The sequence below is a fragment of the Actinacidiphila sp. bgisy160 genome, from assembly GCF_057707815.1.
Window position 1 is genome coordinate 126,667 of sequence record NZ_JBYIQW010000010.1, and the last position, 26,779, is coordinate 153,445.

General features: G+C 73.9%; 23 protein-coding genes and 2 pseudogenes. 12 read left to right on the forward strand and 13 right to left on the reverse strand.

Translation table 11 applies throughout. The features are described 5' to 3' along the window. Positions 1 to 45 precede the first annotated feature (45 nt). Together AC3EUJ_RS12030 and AC3EUJ_RS12035 are read right to left on the reverse strand one after the other, a co-directional pair. Entirely contained in the window at positions 46 to 1,050 is a 1,005-nt protein-coding gene (locus AC3EUJ_RS12030; RefSeq protein WP_431961085.1) for an aldo/keto reductase family protein, read from the reverse strand. A 225-nt stretch (positions 1,051 to 1,275) separates the two neighbouring features. Next, positions 1,276 to 2,139, reverse strand: coding sequence for a DUF6528 family protein (locus tag AC3EUJ_RS12035; protein WP_431961086.1), 864 nt, complete (start codon positions 2,137 to 2,139; stop codon positions 1,276 to 1,278). A 78-nt stretch (positions 2,140 to 2,217) separates the two neighbouring features. Between AC3EUJ_RS12035 and AC3EUJ_RS12040 the strand changes: the two genes are divergently transcribed. Together AC3EUJ_RS12040 and AC3EUJ_RS12045 are read left to right on the forward strand one after the other, a co-directional pair. Next, positions 2,218 to 2,751 (forward strand): GNAT family N-acetyltransferase, encoded by a 534-nt coding sequence (locus tag AC3EUJ_RS12040; protein WP_431961087.1) that lies wholly within the window; start codon positions 2,218 to 2,220, stop codon positions 2,749 to 2,751. A gap of 75 nt (positions 2,752 to 2,826) precedes the next feature. After that, positions 2,827 to 5,196, forward strand: coding sequence for a Tex family protein (locus AC3EUJ_RS12045; RefSeq protein WP_431961089.1), 2,370 nt, complete (start codon positions 2,827 to 2,829; stop codon positions 5,194 to 5,196). Between the two features lie 59 nt (positions 5,197 to 5,255). Here AC3EUJ_RS12045 and AC3EUJ_RS12050 read toward each other — a convergent pair whose 3' ends face one another. The 3 genes from AC3EUJ_RS12050 to AC3EUJ_RS12060 all read right to left on the reverse strand — a co-directional run bounded on the left by AC3EUJ_RS12050 (position 5,256) and on the right by AC3EUJ_RS12060 (position 9,965). Beyond that, positions 5,256 to 6,602 (reverse strand): alpha/beta hydrolase, encoded by a 1,347-nt coding sequence (locus AC3EUJ_RS12050; RefSeq protein ID WP_431961090.1) that lies wholly within the window; start codon positions 6,600 to 6,602, stop codon positions 5,256 to 5,258. Between the two features lie 231 nt (positions 6,603 to 6,833). Continuing rightward, on the reverse strand, positions 6,834 to 8,351 hold the full coding sequence (locus AC3EUJ_RS12055) for an alpha/beta hydrolase (protein WP_431961091.1): 1,518 nt from the start codon (positions 8,349 to 8,351) through the stop codon (positions 6,834 to 6,836). Between the two features lie 48 nt (positions 8,352 to 8,399). Then, the gene (locus tag AC3EUJ_RS12060; RefSeq protein WP_431961093.1) at positions 8,400 to 9,965 is read right to left on the reverse strand and encodes an alpha/beta hydrolase; all 1,566 of its coding nucleotides are present in this window, start codon (positions 9,963 to 9,965) and stop codon (positions 8,400 to 8,402) included. 382 nt (positions 9,966 to 10,347) lie between these two features. On the opposite strand from AC3EUJ_RS12060, the gene AC3EUJ_RS12065 reads away from it, so the two are divergent. The 4 genes from AC3EUJ_RS12065 to AC3EUJ_RS12080 all read left to right on the forward strand — a co-directional run bounded on the left by AC3EUJ_RS12065 (position 10,348) and on the right by AC3EUJ_RS12080 (position 13,100). Further along, positions 10,348 to 11,688 (forward strand): MFS transporter, encoded by a 1,341-nt coding sequence (locus AC3EUJ_RS12065; RefSeq protein ID WP_431961094.1) that lies wholly within the window; start codon positions 10,348 to 10,350, stop codon positions 11,686 to 11,688. Between the two features lie 563 nt (positions 11,689 to 12,251). Then, positions 12,252 to 12,542 (forward strand): hypothetical protein, encoded by a 291-nt coding sequence (locus AC3EUJ_RS12070; RefSeq protein ID WP_431961095.1) that lies wholly within the window; start codon positions 12,252 to 12,254, stop codon positions 12,540 to 12,542. Between the two features lie 81 nt (positions 12,543 to 12,623). Then, a complete protein-coding gene (locus AC3EUJ_RS12075) occupies positions 12,624 to 12,797 on the forward strand; it encodes a hypothetical protein (RefSeq protein WP_431961096.1) in 174 nt (57 codons plus the stop codon). 120 nt (positions 12,798 to 12,917) lie between these two features. Continuing rightward, the gene (locus tag AC3EUJ_RS12080) at positions 12,918 to 13,100 is read left to right on the forward strand and encodes a hypothetical protein (RefSeq protein ID WP_431961097.1); all 183 of its coding nucleotides are present in this window, start codon (positions 12,918 to 12,920) and stop codon (positions 13,098 to 13,100) included. A gap of 28 nt (positions 13,101 to 13,128) precedes the next feature. Here the strand turns inward: AC3EUJ_RS12080 and AC3EUJ_RS12085 are convergent, their stop codons facing one another. Continuing rightward, entirely contained in the window at positions 13,129 to 13,629 is a 501-nt protein-coding gene (locus AC3EUJ_RS12085; protein WP_431961098.1) for a VOC family protein, read from the reverse strand. Positions 13,630 to 13,724: 95 nt separating this feature from the next. On the opposite strand from AC3EUJ_RS12085, the gene AC3EUJ_RS12090 reads away from it, so the two are divergent. Further along, positions 13,725 to 14,267: an MOSC domain-containing protein gene (locus tag AC3EUJ_RS12090; RefSeq protein WP_431961100.1), complete on the forward strand. Its 543-nt coding sequence runs from the start codon at positions 13,725 to 13,727 to the stop codon at positions 14,265 to 14,267. Between the two features lie 2 nt (positions 14,268 to 14,269). Here the strand turns inward: AC3EUJ_RS12090 and AC3EUJ_RS12095 are convergent, their stop codons facing one another. Further along, positions 14,270 to 15,643, reverse strand: coding sequence for a tannase/feruloyl esterase family alpha/beta hydrolase (locus tag AC3EUJ_RS12095; RefSeq protein WP_431961101.1), 1,374 nt, complete (start codon positions 15,641 to 15,643; stop codon positions 14,270 to 14,272). A gap of 351 nt (positions 15,644 to 15,994) precedes the next feature. Between AC3EUJ_RS12095 and AC3EUJ_RS12100 the strand changes: the two genes are divergently transcribed. After that, positions 15,995 to 17,008 carry an isopenicillin N synthase family dioxygenase gene (locus tag AC3EUJ_RS12100; protein WP_431961102.1) on the forward strand — a complete coding sequence of 338 codons (1,014 nt, stop codon included), beginning with the start codon at positions 15,995 to 15,997 and terminating at the stop codon, positions 17,006 to 17,008. Between the two features lie 38 nt (positions 17,009 to 17,046). After that, entirely contained in the window at positions 17,047 to 18,123 is a 1,077-nt protein-coding gene (locus AC3EUJ_RS12105) for a PP2C family protein-serine/threonine phosphatase (protein ID WP_431961103.1), read from the forward strand. Between the two features lie 61 nt (positions 18,124 to 18,184). Here the strand turns inward: AC3EUJ_RS12105 and AC3EUJ_RS12110 are convergent, their stop codons facing one another. From AC3EUJ_RS12110 to AC3EUJ_RS12120, 3 genes and pseudogenes are all read right to left on the reverse strand, one after another. Continuing rightward, positions 18,185 to 19,069 (reverse strand): peptidoglycan recognition protein family protein, encoded by an 885-nt coding sequence (locus AC3EUJ_RS12110; RefSeq protein WP_431961104.1) that lies wholly within the window; start codon positions 19,067 to 19,069, stop codon positions 18,185 to 18,187. A 175-nt stretch (positions 19,070 to 19,244) separates the two neighbouring features. Next, positions 19,245 to 19,430, reverse strand: a pseudogene (locus AC3EUJ_RS12115) (hypothetical protein); the annotation flags it as partial. Positions 19,431 to 19,441: 11 nt separating this feature from the next. Next, positions 19,442 to 19,906 (reverse strand): annotated as a pseudogene (locus AC3EUJ_RS12120) (SAM-dependent methyltransferase). Between the two features lie 98 nt (positions 19,907 to 20,004). Between AC3EUJ_RS12120 and AC3EUJ_RS12125 the strand changes: the two are divergent. Continuing rightward, the gene (locus AC3EUJ_RS12125) at positions 20,005 to 20,763 is read left to right on the forward strand and encodes a class I SAM-dependent methyltransferase (RefSeq protein WP_431961105.1); all 759 of its coding nucleotides are present in this window, start codon (positions 20,005 to 20,007) and stop codon (positions 20,761 to 20,763) included. A gap of 22 nt (positions 20,764 to 20,785) precedes the next feature. Here AC3EUJ_RS12125 and AC3EUJ_RS12130 read toward each other — a convergent pair whose 3' ends face one another. Together AC3EUJ_RS12130 and AC3EUJ_RS12135 are read right to left on the reverse strand one after the other, a co-directional pair. Further along, complete coding sequence (locus tag AC3EUJ_RS12130) at positions 20,786 to 21,586, reverse strand: class I SAM-dependent methyltransferase (protein WP_431961106.1); 801 nt, start codon at positions 21,584 to 21,586, stop codon at positions 20,786 to 20,788. A 22-nt stretch (positions 21,587 to 21,608) separates the two neighbouring features. Then, a complete protein-coding gene (locus tag AC3EUJ_RS12135) occupies positions 21,609 to 22,847 on the reverse strand; it encodes a DUF4032 domain-containing protein (protein ID WP_431961107.1) in 1,239 nt (412 codons plus the stop codon). A 65-nt stretch (positions 22,848 to 22,912) separates the two neighbouring features. Between AC3EUJ_RS12135 and AC3EUJ_RS12140 the strand changes: the two genes are divergently transcribed. Beyond that, positions 22,913 to 24,292, forward strand: coding sequence for an FAD-dependent oxidoreductase (locus AC3EUJ_RS12140; protein ID WP_431961109.1), 1,380 nt, complete (start codon positions 22,913 to 22,915; stop codon positions 24,290 to 24,292). A gap of 30 nt (positions 24,293 to 24,322) precedes the next feature. Here AC3EUJ_RS12140 and AC3EUJ_RS12145 read toward each other — a convergent pair whose 3' ends face one another. After that, entirely contained in the window at positions 24,323 to 25,309 is a 987-nt protein-coding gene (locus tag AC3EUJ_RS12145) for a hypothetical protein (RefSeq protein ID WP_431961110.1), read from the reverse strand. Between the two features lie 625 nt (positions 25,310 to 25,934). Here AC3EUJ_RS12145 and AC3EUJ_RS12150 point away from each other — a divergent pair. Further along, on the forward strand, positions 25,935 to 26,779 hold an 845-nt coding region (locus AC3EUJ_RS12150), incomplete at its 3' end, for an RNA-guided endonuclease InsQ/TnpB family protein (protein ID WP_431961111.1).

A 26,779-nucleotide genomic window follows, 5' to 3' on the forward strand; every position in this document is an offset into this window, starting at 1 on the left:
CGGCGCCCGCGGTCCGCTCGGACCGCGGGCGCCGCCGCGCGGCACTCAGGCCCGGTGCGGAGGGACGTTGTCGTGCACCCGCTTGGGGTCGGTCTCGGCGACCGGCTCCAGGATCTCCTCGATGCGCGCCATCAGCTCCTTCTCCAGGACGACGCCCGCCGCCTTGGCGTTCTCCGCGACCTGCTCGGGACGAGAGGCGCCGACGATGGCCGCCGAGACGTTGGAGTTCTGCAGCACCCAGGCGACCGCCAGCTGGGCCAGGGACAGCCCGGCCTCCGCGGCGAGCGGCTGGAGCCGCTGGACGGCGTCGAGCACGTCGTCGCGCATCCACCGCGAGATCATGCCGGCGCCGCCCTTGTCGTCGGTGGCCCGCGAGCCCGCCGGGGGCTCCTGCCCCGGGCGGTACTTGCCCGTCAGCACACCCTGCGCGATGGGCGAGAAGACCACCTGGCCCATGCCCAGCTCCTCGCAGGCCGGGACGACCTCGCCCTCGATGACCCGCCACAGGGCGTTGTACTGCGGCTGGTTCGACACCAGCGGGACGCGCAGCTCCCGGGCCATGGCGTGGGCACGCCGGATCTGCTCCGCGGGCCACTCGGAGACGCCGATGTACAGGGCCTTGCCCGAGTGGACGACGTCGGCGAACGCCTCCATCGTCTCCTCGAGCGGGGTGTCCACGTCGTACCGGTGCGCCTGGTAGAGGTCGACGTAGTCGGTCTGCAGGCGGCGCAGCGAGCCGACGATCGACTCCATGATGTGCTTGCGCGACAGCCCGCGGTCGTTGCGGCCCGGACCGGTCGGCCAGAAGACCTTGGTGAAGATCTCGAGGCCCTCGCGGCGCTCGCCCTTCAGCGCCTCACCGAGGACGGACTCGGCACGCGTGCCCGCGTAGACGTCGGCGGTGTCGAAGCTGGTGATGCCGGCGTCCAGCGCCGCGCGCACGCAGGCCGTGGCGGCGTCCGCCTCCACCTGCGAGCCGTGGGTGAGCCAGTTGCCGTACGCGATCTCGCTGATGACCAGGCCGCTACGGCCGAGATGGCGGTATTCCATGGGAGCGAAGCCTCCGTTGGCGTGTCCGTGAAAACCGGCCGGCCGGGTCCGGACGCACCGGGGCCGCCGGGGGCGCGGCGCCCGGTCGGGCGCCGGCCGCGGGAAAGGTGGCAGGGGCAAATACATCTGATCATTACATGTTCCGGTAGTGGCGCGCGGGCCGGTCCCCCCGTCCCCCGTCCCCCTGTCCGCGGCTGTCCCCGGCTGTCCCCGACGTGTCCGGACTCAGCGGAAGTCCGGGGTCCACAGGCGCACTGTGGCGAACTCCGCGCCGGGACGGGTGCGCGCGTAAGCGTGGGTCCCGTCGGCGTCGAGGAACTCGATCGTCGGCCCGCCCCAGCCACGGGGCCCGGTCGCCTCCGACCGGGCCCGCACGCGTGTCCCCGTCGGCTGGCTCGTGTACGCGCTCACCCCGCTCGCCCCGTCCACCTGCCGGTACCTGCGGGTGGCGACGTCCAGCCGGTAGACCCCGTACGTGTCGGTGAACCACAGCGCCCCCGGGTCGCCGTACACCGGCTGCAGGTCACGGCCCTCGCCCTCGAAACGCACGGCGCTGTGCTCCGTCAGCGTCGTCGCCGTGCCCCGGCCCGACACCGCGTAGCGCACCAGCCGCCCGGCGCCGATCGCCCACAACGCCCCGTGCTCCGGGTCGTACAGCACACCGCGCGCCTTCGGCAGCGGCACGGTGCGGAACGGCGCGGACTGCTCCGTGTCCGCGTACAGCCGCAGCCGGCCGGGCGCCCCGGAGGCCACCACGATCACCCCGCCCGGGATGCGCTCGATGGCGTACGGGGTGTCGGCCGGGGTCACCGTCTGCCACACGACGGCACCCGTGTCCTCGCGCACCATCGCCGCCCGGCCGCCGGACGCGGCCACGAGCACGACCCGTCCGTACGCCCGCGTCCTGCGCAGCCGCACGTCCGACAGGTGCTGCCAGCTCGTGCCGGACCCGCCCGGCGCGCTCCAGCGCCAGGTCACGGCCGAGGGCCCCGACCAGTCCCGGGCATCGGGGTCGAAGACCAGGACGCCGTTGCAGGACTGGTCGGCGGTGGCGATGGGATGACTCTTCCGCGCGGCGTGCCGCGTCATGTCGTGCCCCCGAATGTCGTTGACGTGCCAACGAATATTCGGAGGATATCGACGCCGGGTGCTGCCACGATGGGCCGCGTGACCGTACCGCGACCGAACGTCCACGCTTCGCCCGTATGGGAGATCGCACCTCTCGCCGTTGACGACCCGGTGTCGAAGGACCTGCTGTGGAGGTACTACGACGACATCGTCAGCCGCCACTACGGCAGGCCGATGACCCCGCGGGAGATCGACGACCTGCTCACCGAGCACACCAGTGACGACCTTTCCGGCGCCTCGGGACGCTTCCTCGTCGGCCGCTACGAGGGCCGTGCGGCCGGCTGCGCGGGCGTCCGCCTCCTCGCCCCCGGTGTCGCCGAGCTGCGCCGCGTCTGGGTCGTCCCCGGCGCCCGCCGCACCGGCGGCGCCGCGCTGCTGGTCACGGCCGCCGAACGGGCGGCCCGCGAACACCTGGGCGCCTCCGTGATCCGCCTCGACACCCGGGCCGACCTGGTCGAGGCACGGGCCCTGTACGCGAAGCTGGGGTACCGGGAGATCGCCGACTACAACGGCGAACGCTACGCCGACCACTGGTTCGAGAAGCGGTTCGGCCAGGACTCCGGCGCGGCATAGGCCCAGGCTCGCGGCCGCGCGGCCGGGCTCCGCCATAATGCACCGGTAGTCCAGCCAGAAAGCAGGTCGCACATCGTGACGACAACGGTCTCGGTCGAGCGCAGGATCGCCGAGGAACTCGGCGTACGGGAAGGTCAGGTCAGATCGGCGGTCGAGCTGCTCGACGGCGGCGCGACCGTGCCGTTCGTGGCGCGGTACCGCAAGGAGGCGACGGACGGCCTCGACGACGCCCAGCTGCGGACGCTGGAGGAGCGCCTGCGCTACCTGCGCGAACTGGACGAGCGGCGTGCCGCGATCCTGGAGTCCATCGACTCCCAGGGCAAGCTCGACGACGCCCTGAAGGCGCAGATCCTCGCCGCGGACTCCAAGGCCCGCCTCGAGGACATCTACCTGCCCTACAAGCCCAAGCGGCGCACCAAGGCGCAGATCGCCCGCGAGGCCGGCCTGGAGCCGCTCGCCGACCGCCTCCTCGGCGACCCGTCCCTGGACCCGCAGGCCGAGGCCGCCGGGTTCGTCGACGCCGACAAGGGCGTCGCCGACGCCGCGGCGGCACTGGAAGGCGCCCGCGCGATCCTCACCGAGCGGTGGTCCGAGGACGCCGACCTCGTCGGCGAACTCCGCACCCGGATGTGGGAGCGGGGGCGGCTGGTCGCCAAGGTGCGCGAGGGCAAGGAGGAGGCGGGCGCGAAGTTCGCGGACTACTTCGACTTCGCCGAGCCGTTCACCAAGCTCCCCTCGCACCGCGTGCTCGCCATGCTGCGCGGCGAGAAGGAGGAGGTCCTCGACCTCACCATGGAGCCCGAGGAGCCGGCCGAGGAGGGCCCCTCGACCTTCGAGCGCAAGATCGCCCACCACTTCGGCATCACCGACCGCGGCCGCCCCGCCGACAAGTGGCTCGGCGACACCGTGCGCTGGGCCTGGCGCACCCGCTTCCTCGTCCGGCTCGGCCTTGACCTGCGCGTCCAGCTGCGCCAGGAAGCCGAGGACGAGGCGGTCCGGGTCTTCGCCGCCAACCTGCGCGACCTGCTGCTCGCCGCCCCTGCCGGCACGCGCGCCACCATGGGCCTGGACCCGGGCTTCCGCACCGGTGTCAAGGTGGCCGTGGTCGACGCGACGGGCAAGGTCGTCGCCACCGACACGATCTACCCGCACGTGCCGCGCAACCAGTGGGACGCCTCCATCGCGACCCTCGCCCGGCTCGCCGCCGCCCACAAGGTCGACCTCGTCGCCATCGGCAACGGAACCGCCTCCCGTGAGACCGACAAGCTCGCCGCCGACCTCATCAAGCGGCACCCGGAACTGCGGTTGACCAAGGCCGTGGTGTCCGAGGCAGGCGCCTCGGTCTACTCCGCGTCCGCCTACGCCTCCGCGGAGCTCCCCGAGCTCGACGTGTCGCTGCGCGGCGCCGTCTCCATCGCCCGCCGCCTCCAGGACCCGCTCGCCGAACTCGTCAAGATCGACCCCAAGTCGATCGGCGTCGGCCAGTACCAGCACGACCTGTCCGAGGTGAAGCTCTCGCGCTCCCTCGACGCGGTCGTCGAGGACTGCGTGAACGGTGTCGGCGTCGACGTCAACACGGCCTCCGTGCCGCTGCTGCGCCGCGTCTCCGGCATCACCGAGGGCCTGGCCGCCAACATCGTCGCCCACCGTGACGCCAACGGCCCGTTCCGGCGGCGCACTGCTCTGAAGGACGTGGCCCGGCTCGGCCCGAAGGCGTACGAGCAGTGCGCCGGCTTCCTGCGGATCCCCGACGGCGACGACCCGCTGGACGCCTCCAGCGTGCACCCCGAGGCCTACCCCGTCGTACGACGCATGAGCACGGCGGCGGGCACCGACATCAAGGCGCTCATCGGCAACGGCACGGTGCTGCGCGGGCTGAGGCCGCAGGAGTTCGTCGACGACACCTTCGGTCTGCCGACGATCACCGACATCCTCTCCGAACTCGAGAAGCCGGGACGCGACCCGCGGCCCGCCTTCAAGACCGCCGCCTTCAAGGAGGGGGTCGAGGAGCTCAAGGACCTCGAGTCCGGCATGGTCCTCGAGGGTGTCGTCACCAATGTCGCGGCCTTCGGCGCCTTCGTGGACATCGGCGTCCACCAGGACGGGCTCGTGCACGTCTCGGCGATGTCCAGGAACTTCGTGAGCGACCCGCGCGAGGTGGTCAAGCCAGGCGACATCGTCCGCGTCAAGGTTCTCGACGTCGACATCCCGCGCAAGCGCATCTCCCTGACCCTCCGCCTGGAGGACGAGGCGGGCGCGCCCAAGGGCAACGCCGGCGGCGGCCGCCAGGAACGCGGTCCGCGTCCCGACCGCCGGGGCGGCAACCCGCCCCGCCAGTCCCGCGGTGACCGCGACCGCCCGGCCCCCGGCGGGGCCATGGCCGACGCCCTGCGCCGCGCCGGTCTGGACAAGGGCCTCGGCGGAGGCAACGGCCGCCGGGGCTGATCTCCCCGCGTGAGGCGCGCTCTCCCCGAGGGTCCGGGGGAGCGCGCTTCGGCGTTCTCTCAGCGGCAGACGGTGCCGACGGGCGGGAGCCGGCCGTTCAGCAGGTACCGGTCGACCGCGGCGTCCACGCAGCGGCTGCCGCGCCGGTAGGCGGTGTGCCCGTCGCCGTCCCAGGTGAGGAGTCGTCCGGAGGAGAGCTGGGCGGCCAGCGCCCGGGCCTGGTCGTAGGGGGTGGCGGGGTCACGGGTGGTGCCGATCACGAGGATGGGCCCGGCGCCGCGCGCGGTGACGCGGTGCGGCACCTGGGTCGGCCGGGCCGGCCAGTGGGTGCACATCGGGAGGAACCCGGCGTAGTACACGCCGAACTGGGGAGCCGCGCGGCGGAACTCCGGCAGCGCCGCACGTGTCTGCTCGGCGGTCGCCCGTGGCCCCAGCGCGGAGCTCAGGCAGTTGATCGCGGTGAGGGACTGCTCACCCGGTGCTCCGTCGCCGTCCGTGCCGAGCAGCCGTCGCCAGGCGGCGGGGTCACCTGCCATCACCTCCCGGAGCAGGGAGCGCAGTCCGCCCCACGCCTGAGCCGCGAGTGCCGAGGTGACCGCGGTGAGCAGATCGTCACCGGTGGGGGAGGTGCCGTGGCCGCCCTCTGCCCGGGAGGCTTCGTCGAATCGCGCGACCAGGTCGTCCAGGACGTGGCCCGCCTTCGGGAGCGAGTGGCCGACCGGGCAACCGGGCCGGGCGACGCAGTCGGCGGCGAAGGCATCCCAGGCCGCCTGGTAGCCGCGTGCCATGCCGAGGGTGGCGTGGTAGGCGCCCATGCCCGGGTCGATGGCGCCGTCGAGGACCATGCGGCCGACACGGGAGGGGAAGAGTTCGGCGTAGGTGGCGCCCAGGTAACTGCCGTAGGAGTAGCCGAGGAAGTTCAGCCGGTCGTCGCCGAGCAGCGCCCGTACGACGTCCATGTCCCGGGCGGCGTCGGTGGTGCCGACGTGGGGCAGGAGCCGGCCCGCGTGCCGTGCGCACGCGTCGGCGATCAGCGCGAAGCCCGGCTCGGGGCCGTGGGTCCCGGGGAGCGGGGTGCCGGTCCCGCAGTCGACCGGGGCGCTGCGCCCCACGCCCCGGGGGTCGACGCCTACCAGGTCGTACGCGGCACGTATCGCGGGGGAGAAGCCGTCGCCGAAGGACATCAGGTCGTCGACCGCCGACACCCCGGGTCCGCCGGGATTGAGCAGCAGCGAGCCGATGCGGTCCGCGGGCGGACCGGTGGCCCTGTGGCGGACGACCGCCAGCCGGAGGTCGCCCGCCCGCGGACGGCCGTAGTCCAGGGGCACCCTCACCGTGGTGCACTGGAACGACGCCGCCTCCCGGCAGGGCCGCCAGTCGAGCTCTTGCCGGGAGTAGCGGGACACGTCCGGTGGTGCAGCCGAGGCCGCCACCGACGCCGCCGCCGAGGCTGCGGAGGCGACCGGAGCGGCCGGGGCGGACGCGGACGGCGACGGGGACCGGTCCGCGGCCGCCGGCCGATGCGGGCGCTGGGACGAACAGGCGGTCAGCACCAGGCAGGCGCTCAGCAGCCCTGCCGCGATGCGCCCGCGCCGGCCGGACCGCGTACCCGTGGCCCGCACGGCGGCCACCGCCCGTCAGACGCAGACCGTGCCGGCGGGTGGGAGCTGACCTCGTGTCAGGTAGTCGTCGACGGCGCTCTCGACGCAGGTGCTGCCCCGGTGGTACGCGGTGTGCCCGTCGCTGTCCCAGGTGAGCAGCCGCCCGGAGGAGAGCTGCCGGGCGAGCGCCTGGGCCCAGGAGTACGGGGTGGCCGGGTCGCGGAGGGTGCCCACGACCAGGATCGGTGCGGCGCCCGCCGCGGTGACGCGGTGCGCGGACTGGTTCGGAGGGACGGGCCACTGGGTGCACATCGGCAGGGTCCCGGCGTAGTACTCGCCGAACTGCGGAGCGGCGCGGCGGAATGCGGGCAGCGCCGCCCGCGCCTGCGCGACGGTCGACCACGTGCCCAGCGTGGCGCTCAGGCACGACGCCGCGTAGTACGACTGGTCGCCCGCCTCGGTCTCCTCGTCGACGCCAAGGAGTGCCTGCACGGCCGTGGTGTCACCGGCCCGCACCCCCGCCAGCGCGGCGCGCAGCGCCTCCCAGGCCGGCAACCTGAGCCCGAGGATGACCGCGCCGAGGAGGGCGTCTCCCGTGACGGTGATGTCCTTGCCCTGCCGCAGGGGGGTGCGGTTCAGCATGGCCACTAGGGCGTTGAGGATGCGGCCGGCCTCCTGGACCGAGTGGCCCACGGGACAGTCGGGCCGGGTGGCGCACTCGGTGGCGAAGGACTTCCAGGCGACCTCGTAGCCCCGGGCCTGGCCGATCGTGAAGTCGTACCCGTCGAGGGCGGGGTCGACGGCGCCGTCGAGGACCATGCGGCCCACGCGGGAGGGGAAGAGCTCGGCGTAGGTGGCGCCGAGGTAGGTGCCGTAGGAGAAGCCCAGGTAGTGGAGCCGCTCGTCGCCCAGTACGGCGCGCACGACATCCATGTCGCGCGCGGCGTCCAGGGTGCCCACGTGCGGCAGCAACCGGCTCGCGTGCCGCCGGCATGCGGCCGCGATCTCCGCGAAGTCCGCGGCCCAGGCGGCGATGTCCGCCCTGCGCGCGCCGGCGTCCGGGGCGGCCGTGGGGGCGTCGGTGGCGCAGTCCACCGGTGTGCTGTTCCCGACACCGCGCGGGTCGACCGCCACCAGGTCGTACGCGGCGCGCACCGCGGGGGAGAAGGAGCCGACGTTGCCGAGGAGGTAGGCGATCGCGGACGAGCCCGGTCCGCCGGGGTTCATCTGCAGCGATCCGACGCGCGCGGCGCCGTTCCCGGTGGCCCTCTGCCGTATCGCCGCCAGCGTGATGTCGCCCCCCGCGGGGCGCTCGTAGTCCAGCGGCACCCTGATGGTGGCGCACTGGAACGACGGCACCGCGGTACAGGCCTTCCAGTCCGGCCGCTGCCCGTAATAGCGCCCCAGCTCCGCCGGTACGGCGGTGGCGGCGCCCTCGGCCAGCGCCCGGGCGGGCGTCCGCCGGAGGTCGCCCGCCGCGCACGCCGTGAGCAGCAGCCCGCAGCTGCCGAGCACGGCGAGGAAGCCGCGGAGCCTGCGTCGGGGTCCGTTCATGGCCACACCTTTCTGTGCGCCGCGCGGAAGGCGGTGCGGGTGGTCGCGTCAGCGGCAGACCGCGCCGGCGGGCGGGAGCAGACCGTGCAGCAGGTAGTCGTCGACGGTCGTGTCGACGCAGCGGCTGCCGCGCTGGTAGGCGGTGTGCCCGTCGCCGTCCCAGGTGAGGAGCCGTCCCGAGGTGAGCTGGGCGGCCAGCGCTTGGGCCTGGTCGTAGGGGGTGGCCGGGTCGCGGGTGGTGCCGATCACGAGGATCGGGCCGGCGCCACGGGCGCTGACGCGGCGCGGGACCTGCGTCGGCCGCGCCGGCCAATGCGCGCACGTCGACAGGTCCTCGTTGTAGAAGGCTCCGAACTGGGCTGAGGCCCGCAGGAATTCGGGCAGCGCCGCCAGCGCCTGGGCGGGGGTCGACCGCGATTCGAGCGCGGAGCTCAGGCAGTTGACCGCCGTCATGGACTCGTCACCGGGCGCGGTGTCGTCCACGGAGCCCACGAGCTCCCGCAGCATGGTGGTGTCACCGGCCCGCACTCCGTCGAGCACCGCGCGCAGCGTCCTCCAGTCGGGCGCGCGCAACGCGGTGACGACCGCCCCGAGCAAGGTCTCGCCGTCGAGGCGGTCGTCCTTGCCCTGCCGCACGGGCGCGCGGTCGAGTGCGGCCACGAGGGCGTCCAGGGTGCGGCCCGCCTCCTTGACGGAACGGCCGACCGGGCAGTGCCCGCGGCGGGCGCAGTCGGCGGCGAAGGACTCCCAGGCGATCTGGTAGCCGCGGGCCTGGTTGAGGTAGGCGTGGTAGCCGTCCATGGCCGGGTCGACGGCGCCGTCCAGGACGACACGGCCGACGCGGGAGGGGAAGAGGTCGGCGTACGTGGCGCCCAGATAGGTGCCGTAGGAGAACCCCAGGAAGTGCAGGCGCTCCTCGCCCAGCGCGGCGCGTACGACGTCCATGTCCCGGGCCGCGTCGAGGGTGCCCACGTGCGGCAGCAGCCGCCCGGCGTGCCGGGCGCAGTCCGCGGCGACCTCCGCGTGGTAGGCGGCCCAGGTGTCGATGAGCCCGGCCTCGTCCGAAGCGGGCGTTCCCCGTGTCCCGGCGCCCGGGGGTCTGGCGGCGCCGCAGTCCACCGGTGTGCTGTGCCCGACACCGCGCGGGTCGACCGCGACCAGGTCGTACGCGGCGCGCAGGGCGGGGGAGTACGTGTCGGCGTAGGAGCGCAGATCGTCGACGGCGGACAGGCCGGGCCCGCCGGGGTTGATCTGGAGGGCGCCGATGCGGGCGGCACCGCGACCGCTCGCCGGCCTGCGGATCGCGGCCAGGGCGATGTCGCCCGCCGCCGGGTGCGCGTAGTCCCGCGGCACCCTGAGATTCGCGCACTGGAACGCCCGGTCGTGGCAGGGCCTCCAGCGCAGCTTCTGCGTGTAGTAGCGCCGCAGGTCCACGCGGATCGCGCCGGCCACCGCGTTCGCGGAGGCCGCCTGGGTGGGGAGGGGCCCGGCGGTCCGGCGCGTGTGCGTCGCGGCCGTGCACGTGGCGAGCAGCAGCCCGAAGGCGACCAGTACGGCGAGCGCGCAGAGCAGTCCGCGCCCGGGTATTCGGCCGGTGGCCGGGACAGCTTTCATCGCCACGCCTTCGTTTCCGCCCGTTGCGAGACGCGGGGCTGGTCGGCATCGGTGAGCGGCCGCGGGGGCGGGACCGAGTGCCGCGCCCCGGCAGGGAGCGGTCACGCCGTCGCCCTCAGCTGCGTAACCAGGTCATCACAGATCGTGCACGGGGGACCGCCGGGCTGGTCCGAACGCGTGAACGCGCCGTCCTGGCCGCCACGACCCCGCACGCGTCCGTCGCGCGGCGCGCCGCCGACGTCCCGCTCTCCCCGCGCCACAACGCGCGGACCGCGCCCGCGGGGCGCTGACCAGGGCCTGCCCGTCCGCCCTCACACCCGGCGAGGGAGGGCGGGTAGTGTCAGCAAGTCAGCGATAGTTGTACGAGGAAGCAACAGCACCCGTGGACAGCACCAAGAAGACCTCCGAGGACGCCCCCGCCGACGAACCCACCGCGGACCGCGTCACGGCGGCCGACCCGGGCACCGACGACCGAGGCGCCCGCCGGGGGCGCTGGCTCATGGACACGCGTCCCCTGCGCCACCCCGCCTACCGCCGCCTGTGGAGTTCCACCACCGTGACCGCGGTGGGCAGCCAACTCACCGCCGTCGCCGTGCCCAAGCAGATCTACGACATCACCGGCTCGTCCGCGTGGGTCGGCTACTCCAGCCTCGCCGGGCTGGTCCCGCTGGTGGTCTTCGCCCTGTGGGGCGGGGCCGTCGCCGACAGCGTGGACCGACGCAAGCTGATGCTGTTCACGAACATCGCCATCGCCGCCACCTCGCTGCTGTTCTGGGTGCAGGCGTTCGCGGGCGCGCACTCCGTCTGGCTGCTCATGGTGCTGCTCGCCGCCCAGCAGGCCGCGGCCGGCATGAATGCCCCCGCGCGCAGTGCCGCCATCGCCCGCCTGGTGCCCGCCGGGGAACTGCCCGCCGCCATCGCGCTCGGCTCGACCGTCATGCAGACCGGCCTGATCGTCGGCCCGCTGCTTGCCGGCGTGCTGATACCCGTCATCGGCCTGGCCGACCTCTACCTCATCGACGCGATCGCCCTCACCGTGACCGTGTGGGCGGTGTGGCGACTGCCCGCGCTGCCGCCCCTGGAGGCGAACGGGGCGCCCGTCGCCCGGCGCGGCGGCTGGCGCGAGGTCGGCGCCGGCTTCCGCTACATCACCGTGCAGCGGATCCTGCTGCTGTCCTTCCTCGCCGACATCGTCGCCATGGTCTTCGGCATGCCGCGTGCCCTGTTCCCGCAGCTCGCCGACACCACGTACGCCTCCTGGAACGAGGGCTTCGCCCTCGGCCTGCTGTACGCGGCCATTCCCATCGGCGCCGTCGCCGGGGGACTGTTCTCGGGCACCTTCTCGCGCGCGAAGCGCCACGGCCTGATGGTCGTCATCGCGGTCTGCGGCTGGGGCGTGGCGATCGCCGGTCTCGGGCTCAGCGGCAGCCTGTGGTGGGCCGCGGGCTTCCTGGCACTGGCCGGATTCGCGGACATGGTCTCGATGGTGTTCCGCAGCGCCATCCTGCAGTCGGTCGCGACCGACGACATGCGCGGGCGTATGCAGGGCGTCTTCACCGTGGTTGTCGCGGGCGGTCCCCGGCTGGCCGACCTCCTGCACGGCACGGCCGGCTCCGCCTTCGGGACGCGCGGCGCGGTCGCCGTGGGCGGTGTGCTGGTCGTGGTCGTGATGCTCGGTCTCGCGGCGGCGTTCCCCGCCTTCACCCGGTACCGGGGAGCCTGAGCGGGGGCGAGTTGCCGAGCGCCACCTCTCCGCTGTGGCGGTTCCCGGCGGCGACCCGGCCGCCGCCCCGTCCTGGTCGGGCACGCGGGGGGCGGGGGCACGTCCGCGAGGTTCCGGGCGGCGTGCCGGGCTCGATCGTACCGGGTGGGGCACGCCGCCCCCCCGAGGCCCCCCGGCGCGCCCCCTCGTCGCCTGCGAGTACCCGCGCCTGCGGCGGATCCCCCACCCGGGTGTCCCGCGCGGGGGGCGGGCCTGCAGGGGGTGCGAGGGCGGGCCGGGGGTGAGGCCTGCGGGGCTGGACGTCCTGGACTGGCGACCGCAGCCCACCCGCACCGCACCGGCCCGGCCCAGCCCCGGTAGCGTCGCGCATTGCGCCCGCCGAGTGAACGTGCGCGTCGATCGGCGTAGTGCGTCAGGTGGGCCGGGCGCGTGCCCGGTTAAGAGTGGGGGGTACGCATCCGGAGGAGCAGCGCATGCCGCATGCCGCAGCGGGACGTCCCCGTCGGGCCCCGGCAGGGGCCGCGGTCGGGCTTTTCGCGGCACTGGTCTGTCTGCTCCACGCGATGTGCGCACCGACGACCGCGGCCCTGCAGTCGCCGGCGTCGGCGGCGGCCGTCGCCGTCGCCACGGACGAACCCGGCACCCAGACACACCACCTCCCGGCGAGCGTCGGGCGGCGTGCCGCCCCGCAGGCGGGCCCCCAGCAGCGTGCCGGAACCGTCCAGGGGCACGCCGCCGACGTCGTCCACGACACCCTCCCCCCGGATCCCGTCGGTGCCGCGCTCCGCGGTCCCGCCCGGCACGTCGCCCCCGCGGGCAGACCCGACCACCTGTACCTCGTCCTGCGCTGCTGACGGCTCCCGGCCGCCGCCGCCCGCGCGGCGGACCGCAGCGATGCCCGTCAGAGGACAGAAACCCGCAGGAGGGACCCCACCATGCCCGTGGACATCTACGCAGCCCTGGGCGCGCTCGTTCGCGCCGAGGCGGCCCGCCACCGCGAGCGGCCGACGGCCCCCGCCGACCCGCCGGAGGCCGCCCCCGAGCGCACGACGGGGCCGGACGCGCCCCCACAGGAACCGAGGGAACTGACCGAACGCCACCACGAGTGAGGCCCGACGGCCGCGCCCTGCCCGTGAGGCCGGGCAGGGCGCGCCGTACCGGGAACCGCGGCCCGCGATGCCGCGTTTACTCCAGTGAGTGCGGCACGCGCCGCAGACGGAGGCGGGAAGATGTCCAATCGCGCGAAGGTCGCCGTCGGCGGCGTGGCCGTCGGCCTGATCCTGTTGTGGGTCCTGCCCGCGTGGCTGGCGCTGCTGGTCATCGTGGGTGTCCCCGTGGCCGCCTACCTGACCCTGGACCCTTCCCAGCGGCGCAGGCTGCGCCGTGCCGGCAGGCGTCAGATCGGCAAGTGACGGCGCGCGGGCTGCGGCCCACCGCCGCTCAGGTGACGGAGCCCGCGGCGGCGCCGGTCCTGAGGTCGGGGCCCCAATGCTCCAGCGCCGCTTGCATGTCGAGAGGGAGCGGGCCGGTGAGTTCCTGCCCCTCGGGCCAGTCCTCTCGGGGGACGCGCCACATGACCTCGAACTCGTTGCCGTCCGGGTCCTTGGCGTACAGCGACTTCGACACGACGTGGTCGCTGGAGCCGACGAGCGCGCCCCGCTCGGTGAGCAGCCGGGCGGTATCGGCCAGTTCACGGAGTGTGCCGACCTCCCAGGCCAGGTGGTAGAGCCCGACGCGGCCCTGCTCGGGGCCGGGCGCGTCCGGGCCGATGGCGAACAGGCCGAGGTCGTGGTCGTTGAGCGTGCCCTGGGCGCTGAGGAAGGCGGCGCGGCCGGGGATCTCCGCGGCGACCTCGAAGCCGAGTACGGCGGTGTAGAACTCGACGGACCGCGCGACGTCGCGGATGTAGAGCACGGCATGGTTCAGACGGCGAACAGACATGACCTCAGAGTACGCCATAAATTGAAAGTTCAATGAATCTTCTCGTTGGAATGATCGCACGACCGACCGACCGACCGAGGGGGAGCAGGCCGCCCATGACCGCGACCGTCACCGCCGTCAGCCGCGACGAGGGACACCACTTCAGCAAGCCCGCCCGCGACAGGATCCGGTTGCTGACCGGGCTCGGCGTGGAGGGCGACGCACACCTCGGGGTGACGGTGCAGCACCGCTCACGGGTGGCCCAGGACCCGACGCAGCCCAACCTGCGCCAGGTCCACCTCATCCACGGCGAGCTCCACGACGAGCTGCGCACGGCCGGCTTCGAGGTCGCCCCGGGCGAGCTCGGCGAGAACGTCACCACGCGCGGCGTCGACCTGCTGGGCCTGCCCGTCGGGACGCGGCTGCGGCTCGGCGCGGACGCCGTCGTCGAGGTGACCGGGCTGCGCAACCCCTGCCTGCAGATCGACGGCTTCCAGCAGGGCCTGCTCAAGCAGGTCGTCGGGCGGGGCGAGGACGGCGCGATCGTCCGCAAGGGCGGGATCATGGGCGTGGTCCTGCGCGGTGGAGAGGTGCGGCCCGGCGACCCGATCGCCGTCGAGCTGCCCGAAGGGCCGCACCGTCCGCTCGAGCGGGTCTGACCTCAGGACAGCGCGCAGGAGTTGACCACGTCCCCGCTCGCCGGCCGGGGCACCGTGCGGTCCGCGGGCGGTGTCCGGCCCCGCTCCACCCACGAGGTCAGCGCGTCGAACGCGGCCCGGTAGCAGGGCAGGATCGGGCGCAGCCGGTCCGGGTACGTGTCATAGAGGCCGTCGACGTGGTTGCCGCCCTCGATCGTGTAGTAGCGGTGCAGCGCGCCCCGGCCCGCGGAGTCGATCATGCGGGTGTAGACGTCCGAATCGGTGGCGATCGGCAGCAGCGTGTCCAGGGTGCCGTGCAGCGTGATCATCGGCTTCCCGATGCGTCCGGTGAGCGACACCCGGCCCACGGCCCGGTGCACGGCGGCCGGACGCGCGGCGTAGTCGTAGTCGGCGTCCGACGCGCAGGGCGCGAGGATCTCCGGCACGGTCGCACCCGCTCTCGCGCCCGGGCAGGCCGCGTCGTAGGAGGGGTCGAACTCGGCCCGGTAGACCTTCTGGGTCAGGCCCCAGTACGCCTGCTGGTGGTAGGCCCACAGGAACTGCGAGCCGGGCGCGAACCCGGCCGCCAGCAGGTCGGCGTCGGTGGCCCGGCCCTGGGCGCGGGCCACCGTGACCGGCAGCGAGGTCAGCAGATTGGGACCGTCCGCGGTCCAGAGCGTGCCCTCCCAGTCCACTCCGCCGTCGTAGAGGGCCGGGTGATGCTCCAGCTGCCAGCGGGTGAGGTAGCCCCCGTTGGAGATGCCGGTCATGTAGGTACGGTGCGGCGTGCGGCCGTAGCGCGAGGCCACCGCCGCCTTCGCGGCCACCGTGAGCTGGGTCGTGCGCCGGTTCCACTCGGCCATGGCGTCACCCGGGCGGCGGCCGTCGGTGTAGAAGTCCGGGCCGCTGTTGCCCTTGTCCGTGGAGGCGAAGGCGTAGCCCCGCGCGATCGCCCAGTCGGAGATCAGCACGTCGAGCGAGTACTGCTTGCGGGTGCCCGGCGCGCCGGTGACGATCAGGCCGCCGTTCCAGCGGTCCGGCAGCCGCAGCACGAACTGGGCGTCGTGCTGCCAGCCGTGCGTGGTGTTGAAACCCGACGTGTCCGGGAAGTAGCCGTCGACCTGCACGCCCGGGACGCCGGACGGGCGGGTGGTGCCGGCCGCCGCCAGCCCCGCCTGGTCGGCGGTGTCGGTGTACGCGGTGCCCGCCAGCGCGGTGGTCGTCATGTCGGGCAGGCAGGCCTTCTGCTGGTGCTCGGCGCCGGGCACGGTGACCCGGTCCAGCCGGGCGCAGTGCCCGGCCGTGCCCGCGGCCGCCTCCGCACCGGCGGGGACCGCTGCGGCGCCGAGCCCGAGCACGGCGGCGGCGAGCAGGGGGACGCCCCTCCAGGGGCGCATGGGGAGCCTCCATTTGCACGTCGGGGATGGCTGCCGCCACATCGTTGCCGCCCGCGCCCGGCGCGACCATGGCGTCGCCCCACGCCCGTACCGGCCGGGTCATGGGGCGGCGTGACATGCGTCACCGTCGGCGACGACGCTGCGCAGTACCCTTGGCCCATGCTCTTGCTCGTGCGCCGCCGGCATGTGGACTTCGTCCGCGTCACGAGCATGTCCTGTCGCCGCAGCGGCTGACCCCCCCGCCTTCTTCCTCCCACTCGGCCCCGCGACGCCGTCCCACCAGGACCCCGTCCGCGGCGTCCGGCCGCCCCCCCGGCGTGTGCCGGGTCCTCACCCTGCGGACAACACACCATGACGCTCCAGCTTCCCGTGATCGACTTCTCCGCCGCGGACCGCGGCCCCGAGGCGCGCGCCCGGCTCCACCGCGAACTGCACTCGGCCGCGCACGAGGTCGGCTTCTTCCAGCTCACCGGTCACGGCGTGACCGCCGAGGAGACCGCCGCCCTGATGCGGGTGATCCGCGCGTTCTTCGCCCTGCCCGAGGCCGACCGGCTCGCCATCGGCAACCTGAACTCCCCGCACTTCCGCGGCTACACCCGCACCGGCGACGAGCGCACCGGCGGCAGCCAGGACTGGCGCGACCAGCTCGACATCGGCGCCGAACGCCCGCAGCACGTCCCGGCCGCCGGAGAGCCCCCGTACTGGTGGCTGGAGGGTCCGAACCAGTGGCCCGCCGCCCTGCCCGAGCTCCGCGAACTCTCGCTGGCCTGGATCGACCGGCTCAGCGGCGTCGCCCACCGGCTGCTGCACGAACTGCTCGCCTCCATCGGCGCCCCCGAGGACTTCTACGACGGGGCCTTCGCCGACGAGCCGCACCTGCACCTGAAGCTCGTCCGCTACCCGGGGACCGCCCCCTCCGGCGACGACCAGGGCGTCGGCGCGCACAAGGACTACGGCTTCCTCACCCTGCTGCTCCAGGACGAGGTCGGCGGCCTGCAGGTGGAGCGCTTCGACGGCCGCTTCCACGACGTGCCGCCGCTGCCCGGTGCCTTCGTCGTCAACCTGGGCGAGCTGCTGGAGGTCGCCACCGACGGCTATCTCAAGGCGACCAACCACCGCGTGGTCAGCCCGGCCGGCGCCCGCGAGCGCTACTCCGTGCCCTTCTTCTACAACCCCCGCCTCGACGCGCGCGTGGCCCCGCTCCCGTTCGAGCACGCCCACCGCGCACCCGGCGCCACCCGGGACCCGGCCAACCCGCTCTTCGCCGAGTACGGCCGCAACGAGCTCAAGGGCTGGTTGCGCGCCCACCCCGAGGTCGCCCGCAAGCACCACCCGGAGCTCGTCGCGGCGGCGGCCACCGGCTGAGACGCGCGGCCCGTGCCACGCGCGGTTACGGTGCCTGCATGGGCACGGCCACGGCCGAGGACGGCACACTGCGGATCGGTGCACCGCCGCGCTGGCTGCGCCTGCTGCCGGTCGTCCTGCTCGCCGCGCTGATCCTGGCCCAGGGCGTCACCCCCGGCAACGTGGAACTCGGCGCCTACTACGCGGCGGTCGCCCCCCTTGCCGCGCTCACCTACGGGGTGGCGGGCACCGCGGTCGTGGCCGCCGCGGTCGTGGCCGTCATGGAGCTCCCCGTGGTGGGCTCGGGGACACTGGTCGGCGCGGAACTCGGCGCTGTCGTGCTCATCGGTGCCCTGAGCGTGGTCATCGCCGCGCTGCAGCAGCGCTTCCGGGGCCGCCTGGTGCTGGCCCGGTCGGTGGCCGAGGCGGCGCAGCTCGCCGTCCTCGCCCCCGTGCCCGGCAGAGTGGGGGAGGTGCGCTGCGCGGGCCTGTACCGGGCCGCGCAGCGCGGCACCCTGGTGGGCGGCGACCTGTACGACGTGCGGCCAGGGCCCCACGGCGTACGGGCGCTGGTCGCCGACGTCCAGGGGCACGGCCTCGCCGCGGTCGGCACGGTCGCGGCGCTGCTCGGCGCCTTCCGTGAGGCCGTCCTCGACCAGCGGGAGCTGTGCGGTGTGGCGGGGCGCCTCGAACGGCGGCTGTGCCTGGACGCCGCCGGGGACGCCGAGCTGTTCGCCACCGCCCTGCTGCTGGAGTTCCCCGACGACGGGTCATGGGTGCGGCTGGTCTGCCAGGGGCACCCGCCCGCCCTGCTGCTGCGCGGCCGCGAGGTGCTGGAGCTGGAGTGCGAACCCGGTCCGCCGCTCGGCGTCGGGCTGTCCGGACAGGCACCGGCCCTGCCGGCGGTGGTGCCCCTGCTGCCGGGGGACGTGATCCTCGCGTACACCGACGGCGTCACCGAGGCGCGCGACGCCTCGGGCACCTTCTACCCGCTCGCCGAACGCCTCGCCGCCCGGCTCGCCGAGGGCGCCGACCCCTCCCCGGAGGCGGTCGTGGACGCGGTCTGGGAGGACCTGCGCCGGTACGCGGGCGCGGTGGGCGACGACGTCGCGCTGCTGGCGCTCGCGCCCCGCTGACCCGGCGGCGGAACGGGTCGGAGCCCTTGCTCCTCGCGGCGCGCAGCGGGGGTCGGAGGAGTCAGCCCTTGGTCTTCGCGGCGCGCAGCGGGGGGCGGCCCTGGAGCCTGGCGGCCTCGGTCCGGATCTCCGGGAGCTTGGCGTACAACTCCTTGCCGGGACAGTCGGTCATGTAGGCGTCGCGGTGGCCCGCGACGACGTGGAAGACCGCCCGCTTGCCCTTCTTGAAGCGGCTCTTGCTGCTGCTGGACACCAGGGTCACCTTGCCCCGGGGATCGATGTCGGACAGCCCGAGCTTCCAGGCGGCGACCCGGGCGATCGCCTCGGTCATCGCCTGCGGCACGCTGCCTTTGGCGTCGTAGGTGCCGATCGCGGCGATGCCCATGGTGTCCTTGTTGAAGCCGATCGAGTGCGCCCCGGTGACGGGGCGGTCGGAGCCGCCGGCGCGCCCCTCGTAGATCGTGCCGCACTTGTCGACGAAGAAGTTGTAGGCGACGTCGTCCCAGTGGCGGCTCTGGATGTGGCCGGAGTAGATGTCGCGGATGATCTCGGGCACGTCCGCGCACGTGTAGTCGTTGTCGCTGTCGGTGTGGTGCAGGAACACCGCCTTGACCGTGGTGCTGTAGTGCGGGGGCTCGGTGCGCAGCGACTCGTCGGCCCCCCAGCTCTCGCGTGAGACGATGGCCGGCTCGTGGGCCGGGTAGAGCGGGACGCGCTGCAGCCTGGCCCGGGCGGCCAGGTCGGGGAAGGGCATGAGCTGGGGGCTCGGCGCGGGGCGGGCGTGGACGGAGGGCGGGTCGGTGTGGATGATCGCGCTGTGCACCCCGAGGGCGGCCACGGCGACGACACCGGCCGTCCCGGCGGCCGTCGCCCAGACGCGGGCGGCACGCCGTGGAGCTCCGGCCACGCGGCGACGCGCGTGCTTGGCCGCACGGTGTGAACCCATGAAATGAACATCAGCTCATATGACCGGATTGCGTGGAGCGGACACGCCGGGCGAGCCGTCGGCCTCACCCGGATGCCTTCTCCGCGTCCCCGCGCCCGCCCGTGTTCCCCGGCCCGAGCCCGTGTTCCCCGGCCCACGCCCGCGGGTACGTCCCGCGGGCGCGGGCGCAGGTACGGCCGTCCGCGCCGACCTTGTCCGGCGCGGCGTTGTCCCCGCCCAGGTCGAGTACGTGCACGCGCAGGTTGCCCTTGCCGGGTGCGTCGACCGACAGGCTCCCGCCGGTCAGGGTTCACACCGCGCCGGTCGCCGCGTCCTTGTACGTGCCGTCGGGGACGCCGGTGAACGTGGCGCCGCCGCTCACCTCAGGGGCGCTCAGTAGTAGTCGCGCATCAACTCGGTGGCCCACGCGGGCTGAAACGCCGTCTCCCTCGGGCCGAACTCGGCCATCCACGGCTTGAGGTCGAGTACCGGCGTCCCGTCCACCGCGTCGAGCCCCACGACGTGGACGTCCAGCCCGTCGACACGCGAGATCCTGCAACGCGACACCCCCAGGCGGTTGGGCCGGTTCTTGCCGCGCTGGGCGAAGATGCCGATCAGCGGCCACTGCTCGTTGCCCCGCGGACGGCGCGCGCCGGTCTCGACCCGCTCCTCGGGAACCCGGTCGAAGTGGAAGACGACCTCGAGGTGGGAGAAGGCGTCCAGGCCGTACAGCGCCTCGGGCCCGAACCGCTCCCCGTCCAGCCGGATCACCGCCTCGACGCCGCCCTAGTCGTCGTCCTCGACCGGTACCCGGCCTCCGGTCACCCATCCCACGGGCCGTACCCCGATCCCCGTCATGCTCGCTCCTCCGATGCTGCCGGTGCATCCCTTGCGGGCTGATCACAATGCGAGATATGGGTATCACTTGGTGGACGCTTGTGGCTAGCGTGGAGGTCATGACGCGGGAATGGGACGCCACCACGTACGACAGCCTGCCGCTGCCCCACGCGCAGTGGGGCCGCAGGACCCTGGACCGCCTCGCGCCGCGCGGCGACGAGCGCGTGCTCGACCTGGGCTGCGGCACCGGACGCGACACGGAGGCGCTGCTCGGCCTGCTCCCGCACGGCCGCGTCGTCGCCCTCGACGGCTCACAGCGCATGCTGGAGCAGCTCCGCCGGCGCCTGGCCGGACGTCTGGAGCGCGTCGAGGTCGTGCACGCCGACATCACCGGCCCGCTCCCCGTGACCGGGACCGTGGACGCCGTCACCAGCGTCGCCACCTTCCACTGGATCCCTGACCACGCCGCGCTCTTCCGCGGTATCGCACGCGTCCTGAGCCCCGGCGGACGCCTGGTCGCCGAATGCGGCGGACTCGGCAACATCGCGGGCGTCTCGGCAGCCGTCGACGACGTCCTCGGCCCGCAGCCCGGCGTGTGGAACTTCGCGGGCGTCGAGGAGACCGAACGGCGCCTGACAGACGCCGGGTTCACTGACGTCCAGGTCACCCTCATGCCCGACCCCGCCCGTCTCGAACCGGGCCCGCAACTGCTGTCCTACCTGGCCGTCGTCGTCCTCGGCGGCCAGTTGGAACGCCTTCCCCGCCGGGAGCACGAGGCCTTCGTCCGGGCGGTCGCCCAACGCCTGCCGGAGCCGGTCGTGGACTACGTACGACTGACGGTCTCGGCGACGCGCGGCCCCGCGGGCACGCCCGGATGACCCGCGTACCGGCGGCGGTCCGTCACAGCCGCCGCGTGATCCGCAGTTCCGTCAGGTACCGCTTGACGATGCGGCTGCCGTAGCGGCCGTCGGCCAGTGCCCGGATGCAGGACAGCAGGGCTTCGCGCCGCGCCGCGGGCAGGGCGCGATGGTTGGAGTAGCTCAGCAGCAGGCCGAGGTACTCGGCGGTGGTGTACGGCACTTCGCGCTCGTAGCGGTGGAAGACGGCCGGCCCGAAGCGCCCGGAGCGGTCGGTCTCCTCGCTGTCGGCGGGGACGAGGGCCGCCGCGCGCGGCCGCAGGCCCGGGGGCGTCGCCGGGTCGAAGCGCTCGTAGCACTCCTGCACGTCCGCGAAGAAGGCCCGGGTGCCGCCGTCCACGTGATGGGTGCCGATGACGGCCAGCACCCCGCCGGCCCGCAGCGCGTCGGCGGACTTCACGACGGCCACGGCGGGGTCGATCCAGTGGAACGCCGTGGCCGAGACGACGGAGTCGAACGGCTCGTCCGGGAGCGGCCAGTCCTCGAAGGCGGAGACGACCACCTCGGCGTCGGGGAACCTGGCCAGCCTGCGCCGGGCGACCGCCGCCATCGACATTCCCAGCTCTACGGCCGTGACGCGCAACCCGCGCTCCGCGAGTGGCACGGTGGCTTGTCCGGTTCCGCAGCCGATCTCCAGCACGCGCGCGCCGGCGCCGAGTCCGGCGACCCCGGCCAGGTCGTCGAAGAGCACGGCGGGATACCCGGGGCGGACCCGGTCGTACAGCTCGGCGTCCTCGTCGAAGACGGCCCTCAGCGAGGTCCGGTCGGTCATCCGGTCGGTCATCCGCCGAGAGTAGTGCCCGGCCCTACTCCGGCGGCAGCGGAACGGCGGGTCCCTGCGGCGACTGGAGGAGCACGTTGTGGATGTAGTCCTCGACCGCCGCGTCCAGGCCCACGTCGCGCTGCGCCCGCTCGGACATGAACCAGCGGTGCTCCAGCAGCTCGTGGTAGATCTGCGCGGTGTCCAGCGAGCCGCGCAGCTCGCGCGGCACGGCGCGGACCGTCGGCCGGAAGACGTCGCGGACCCAGCGGTGGGCGAGCACCTCGGGGCGGGCGCCCAGCGGGTCGCCGGGGGCGTAGTCCTCCTGGGAGGCCATCCACGTCTCGAGGTCGTTGAGGAGGCTGCGGGCCTGGTTCTCCTCGGCGTCCAGGCCGGTGAGGCGGAGCAGTTGGCGCTGGTGGTGCCCGGCGTCCACGACCTTGGGCAGGAAGGTGACGGCGTCTCCGTCGGGCGACCTCTGTATCTGCATCTCCGCGACGTCGAAACCGAGGTCGTTCAGCCGCCGGATACGCCGGTCGATGTAGTGCCGCTTGGCCACCGGGTACACCGACTCGCGGGTGAGCTCGTGCCACAGCTCGCCGTACCGGTCGGCGATGGCCTGGCCGAAGGTGACCGGGTCCACGGACGGGTGCAGCGAGCCGCCCGCCTCCAGGTCCATCAACTCACCCGCGATGTTCACCCGGGCCACCTCGATGTCGTACTCCCGCTGACCGCGCGAGAGGCTGGGCTGGATCTGCCCGGTCTCGGCGTCCACCAGGTAGGCGGCGTAGGCGCCCGCGTCGCGCCGGAAGAGGGTGTTCGACAGCGAGCAGTCGCCCCAGGCGAAGCCCGCCAGGTGCAGCCGGACAAGCAGCACGGCGAGCGCGTCCAGGAGCCGGTTGACCGTGCCCGGGCGCATCGTCGTCTCGAACATGGACCGGTACGGCTGCGAGCCGCCCAGGTGGCGGGTGATCAGCACCGGCTCCAGCGGCTCGCCGCGGCCGTCGGTGCGGCCGGTGACGACGGCGAGGGCGTCGACCGCGGGTATGCCCATGCGGTCCAGGTCGCGCAGCAGCCCGTACTCGCGGACGGCGGCCCACTCGCCGACCTCCTTGACCGCCACGACCTCGTCGCCGGCCAGGGCGAACCGGACGACGTGCCGTGAGATGCCGCGCGGCAGCGCCACCAGGTACTCCTCCGGCCACTCCTCCAGCGGCACGTTCCACGGCAGGTCGAGGAGGGTCGCCGGATGGTCGGGGGAGGTCGCGGTGATCTGCAGGTCCATGGCGCCCAGTCTGCGGCACCAGGGTGATCGCGCGGGACACCGGGGCGGCGCATACGCTGCGGGGCATGAGGGAACGGCTGGTGGTCATCGGTGGGGACGCCGCGGGGATGTCGGCGGCGTCGCAGGCGCGCAGGAGGAAGGGCCCGGACGAACTGGAGGTCGTCGCGTTCGAACGCGGCCGCCGCACCTCCTACTCCGCCTGCGGGATCCCGTACTGGATCGCCGGGGACGCCACCGGCCCCGACAAGCTGATCGCCCGCACGCCCGAGAAGCACCGCGCCCGCGACATCGACGTGCGGCTGGGCACCGAGGTCGTGGAGATCGACCGGGACCGCGGGCGGGTGCGCACCCGCGACGTCTTCGGGGCGGAGGACTGGACGGGGTACGACCAGCTCGTCATCGCCACCGGCGCCGTTCCCAAGCGCCCCCCGATCCCCGGGATCGACGCCGAGGGCGTGCACGGCGTGCAGATCCTCGACGACGGCGAGGACATCCTGGACGCCCTCGACAGCAGGCCCGTGCGGAACGCCGTCGTGGTCGGCGGCGGCTACATCGGCGTGGAGATGGCCGAGGCCATGCTGCGGCACGGGCTCCGGGTCACCCTCGTCGAACGCTCCGAGCAGCCCATGGCGACCCTGGACCCGGACATGGGCCGGCTCGTACGGGAGGCCATGGAGGGCCTCGGTATCACCGTCGTCACCGGAGCCCCGGTGCGCGAGGTGCTCACCGGGGCGGACGGCCGGGTGCGCGCCGTGGCCACCGACCGGGGCGAGTACCCCGCGGACGTCGTCGTGCTCGGTCTCGGCGTCACGCCCAACACCGGCCTCGCCCGTGACGCGGGGCTGCCGGTCGGCGCCCACGGCGGGCTGCTCACCGACCGCGCGATGCGCGTGCGCGGCGAAGAGGTGATCTGGGCGGGCGGGGACTGCGTGGAGGTCCTCAACCTGGTCTCCGGCGGGATGCAGCACATTCCGCTGGGCACCCACGCCAACAAGCAGGGCCGGGTCATCGGGACGAACATCGGCGGCGGCTACGCCACCTTCCCCGGCGTGGTGGGCACGGCCGTCAGCAAGGTCTGCGACCTGGAGATCGCCCGTACGGGACTGAAGGAGTCCCAGGCGCGGGCCGCGGGGCTGCAGTACGTCAGCGCGGTCATCGAGTCCACCAGCAGGGCCGGCTACTACCCCGGCGCCGCCCCGATGACGGTCAAGGCCATCGCCGAGCGGCACACCGGACGGCTGCTCGGGCTGCAGATCGTCGGCCGTGAGGGCGCGGCCAAGCGCGTGGACATCGGAGCGGTGGCGCTCACCGCGAGGATGACCGCCGAGCAGATGACCGGTCTCGACCTGGGCTACGCCCCGCCGTTCTCACCGGTGTGGGACCCGGTTTTGATCGCCGCGCGCAAGGTCGACAGCAAGGTCCGCGCGGACGGCCCTGACGCCTGAGCCGTACGCGGTCCCGCCTCTTGCCTGGGTTCAGGCGGGCCGTACGGCCAGCTTCTCCAGGGCCTCCAGCAGGCCGGGGAGCTCCGGCCCACGGCCGACGGGCAGCACCTGCCCGGGCTCCTCGTCAAGCAGCACAAAGGCGATGTCGTCCGTGCGGGCCACCAGGCTCCAGTTTTCGCCGTCCACGCGCAGGGTGCGAACGCCCTCGCCCGCGGCGGTCGAGCGTATGCGGCCGGGTGGCGGGGGCGTGCGCAGATACCCCTGGGCGGCCTCCAGCGCACGCCGTACCCCGGGATGGATGCCGTGGACGACGGGATCCGAGGCTCCGCTCGCTTCGCCGGACCTGTTCTCCCCGGGCTTTTCCTCCGCGGACCGCACCTCCGCGGACTTCTCCTCCGTGGACTTCTCCTCCGTGGACCGCACATCCGAGGGCGCCTTCCCGGTGGGCTCCTCTTCCGCCCCGCCCGGTTGGCCGGCTTGCGCGGGCGCGTCCGAGCTGCCGGAGCCGCCGGCGTCGCCCGAGGCGTCGGACTCGTTCCCGGCGTCGAGCTGTTCCCGCCAGATCCGCCACCGGAGGGCTATCTCGTCGGCCCCCAGGCGCCGCTGCGCCGGCCCCCACGTCCCGGTGTCCGGCGGCGAGAGCGGCGGGCCGCCGTCGGCCTCCGGCGGATCGTGCGGGGCGGGGACGCCGGGCGCGGCCACCGCGACCGGCAGCGGCCAGCCGGGCAGCGCGGCGACGACGGAGCGCTCGTCGGGGGAGAGGTCGTACTCCAGCCCGCAGTCCCACGCGGCGAGGGCGCACGCCACCAGCGCCGTGTCGCTGATCGCCACCGTCCACCGGGCGCCCGTCCCGTCCTGGCCGAAGACGAGGCCGTAGCCCTCGTCCACCGCTTCCAGCCCGAGTTCGGCGCACGCCGCCGGATAGTCGTCGGCCAGGACGCTCGGGAACTGCGCGGGCGTCAGCATCGCCGCCGTGAGCACGAACAGCGCGTCGTCGTCCGTCGCGGACACGGGCATCCCCTCTCCAGTGAGTTCTCAGTGGTGGGCGCACCCTAACCACCGGGTAACACCCGCGTCGAGACCGGGGCGCGCCCTGTGGAAAACCGCTCGGTCGCGAGATCGCCGGGCTCCTACGCTGACGTCATGGCCAACTCCCGCGCCCACCAGGGCGTCCGCCCGTGAGGAAACGGCGCCGTCGCCTCCGCTTCGACGGGCGCGAGTTCCTCTGGACCGTCCGCATCGGATGGTGGGGGCTTCGCCCGCTTCCTGGAGCGGGTCGGACGGCGGTGGGCCGCGACGATGCGTCTGGCCGACCCGGTCGCCCTGCATCGCAGCGCCTCCTCACTGGTGCAGGGGAGCGATCCGGTGATGCGCGAACTGTTGCTCTCCTCGCCCGTCCCACGCACCTTCCTGCAGGGCGAGTTGAGCGGCGATGTGCCAGGACGGGCGGCGCTGGAGGCGGCCGGGGTCCGCGTCGTGACGGTCCCCCGGGCGGGTCACCGATTTCTTCTAGGACGCCCTGGCCTTCGGGCCGGGGGGAATGGGTTCTTGAGTCGTGGCCGCGAAGCGGCGGAGTTCTGTGCGTGTCCGTTGTGACCTGCGCTCTCCTTCGTTGTCGGTGGGGGCTGTTAGGTTCCCGGGCATGACGACGACCGTGGTGGCCGGGCAGGGGTCGGGGCATGCCCGGTTCACCTATCGGCTGCGTGTGTCGTCGTCGGCGGGTGCCGGTCTGGAGGCGGAGTGGGCGCGGTGCCGGTGGGTGTGGAACGAATGCGTGGCGGTGTCCCGGAAGGTTCATGGCCTGAACAGGACCGCCGGGCAGAAGGCCACGTGCGGCCCCGCGCAGCTCGACAGGATGCTGACCCAGGCGCGGCGGTCGATGGCGTGGCTGCGGGAGGGCAGCTCGGTGCCGCAGCAGCAGGTCATCCGTGACTTCGCGAAATCCCGGGCCAAAGCGTTGCGGGACATCGCGGCGCGGCTGCCGGTGAGGCAGCGGGCCGGGATGCCCCGGATCAAGCGCAAGCGCGAGGCCGCACCGACACTGAACTACACCACCCGCGGCTTTCGGCTCAAGGACGGACGCCTGCACCTGGCCGGCGGCATCGTCGTGACCGTGGTGTGTTCCCGCGACCTGTCCAGCCGGCCCACGTCGGTGCGGGTGTGCCGGGACAGCCTCGGCCACTGGTACGCCTCGTTCGTGGTGGCCACTGCCCCGCAGCCGCTGCCCGCCACCGGCGCCGTGATCGGCGTGGACTGGGGCGTGCTTGAGACCGCGACCACGACCAGCGACGCCCACGACCTGCCGCACCCGCAGCACGGGAAGACCGCGGCGCAGCGTCTGGCGCGGTATCAGCGGATGATGGCCCGGCGTAAGCCCGCCCGTGGGCAGGGCGCGTCCAGGGGCTACCGCACGGCGCGGGCGCAGGCGGCGAAGCTGCACAAGAAGGTGGCGCGGCAGCGGCAGGACACCGCCCGCAAGTGGGCCAT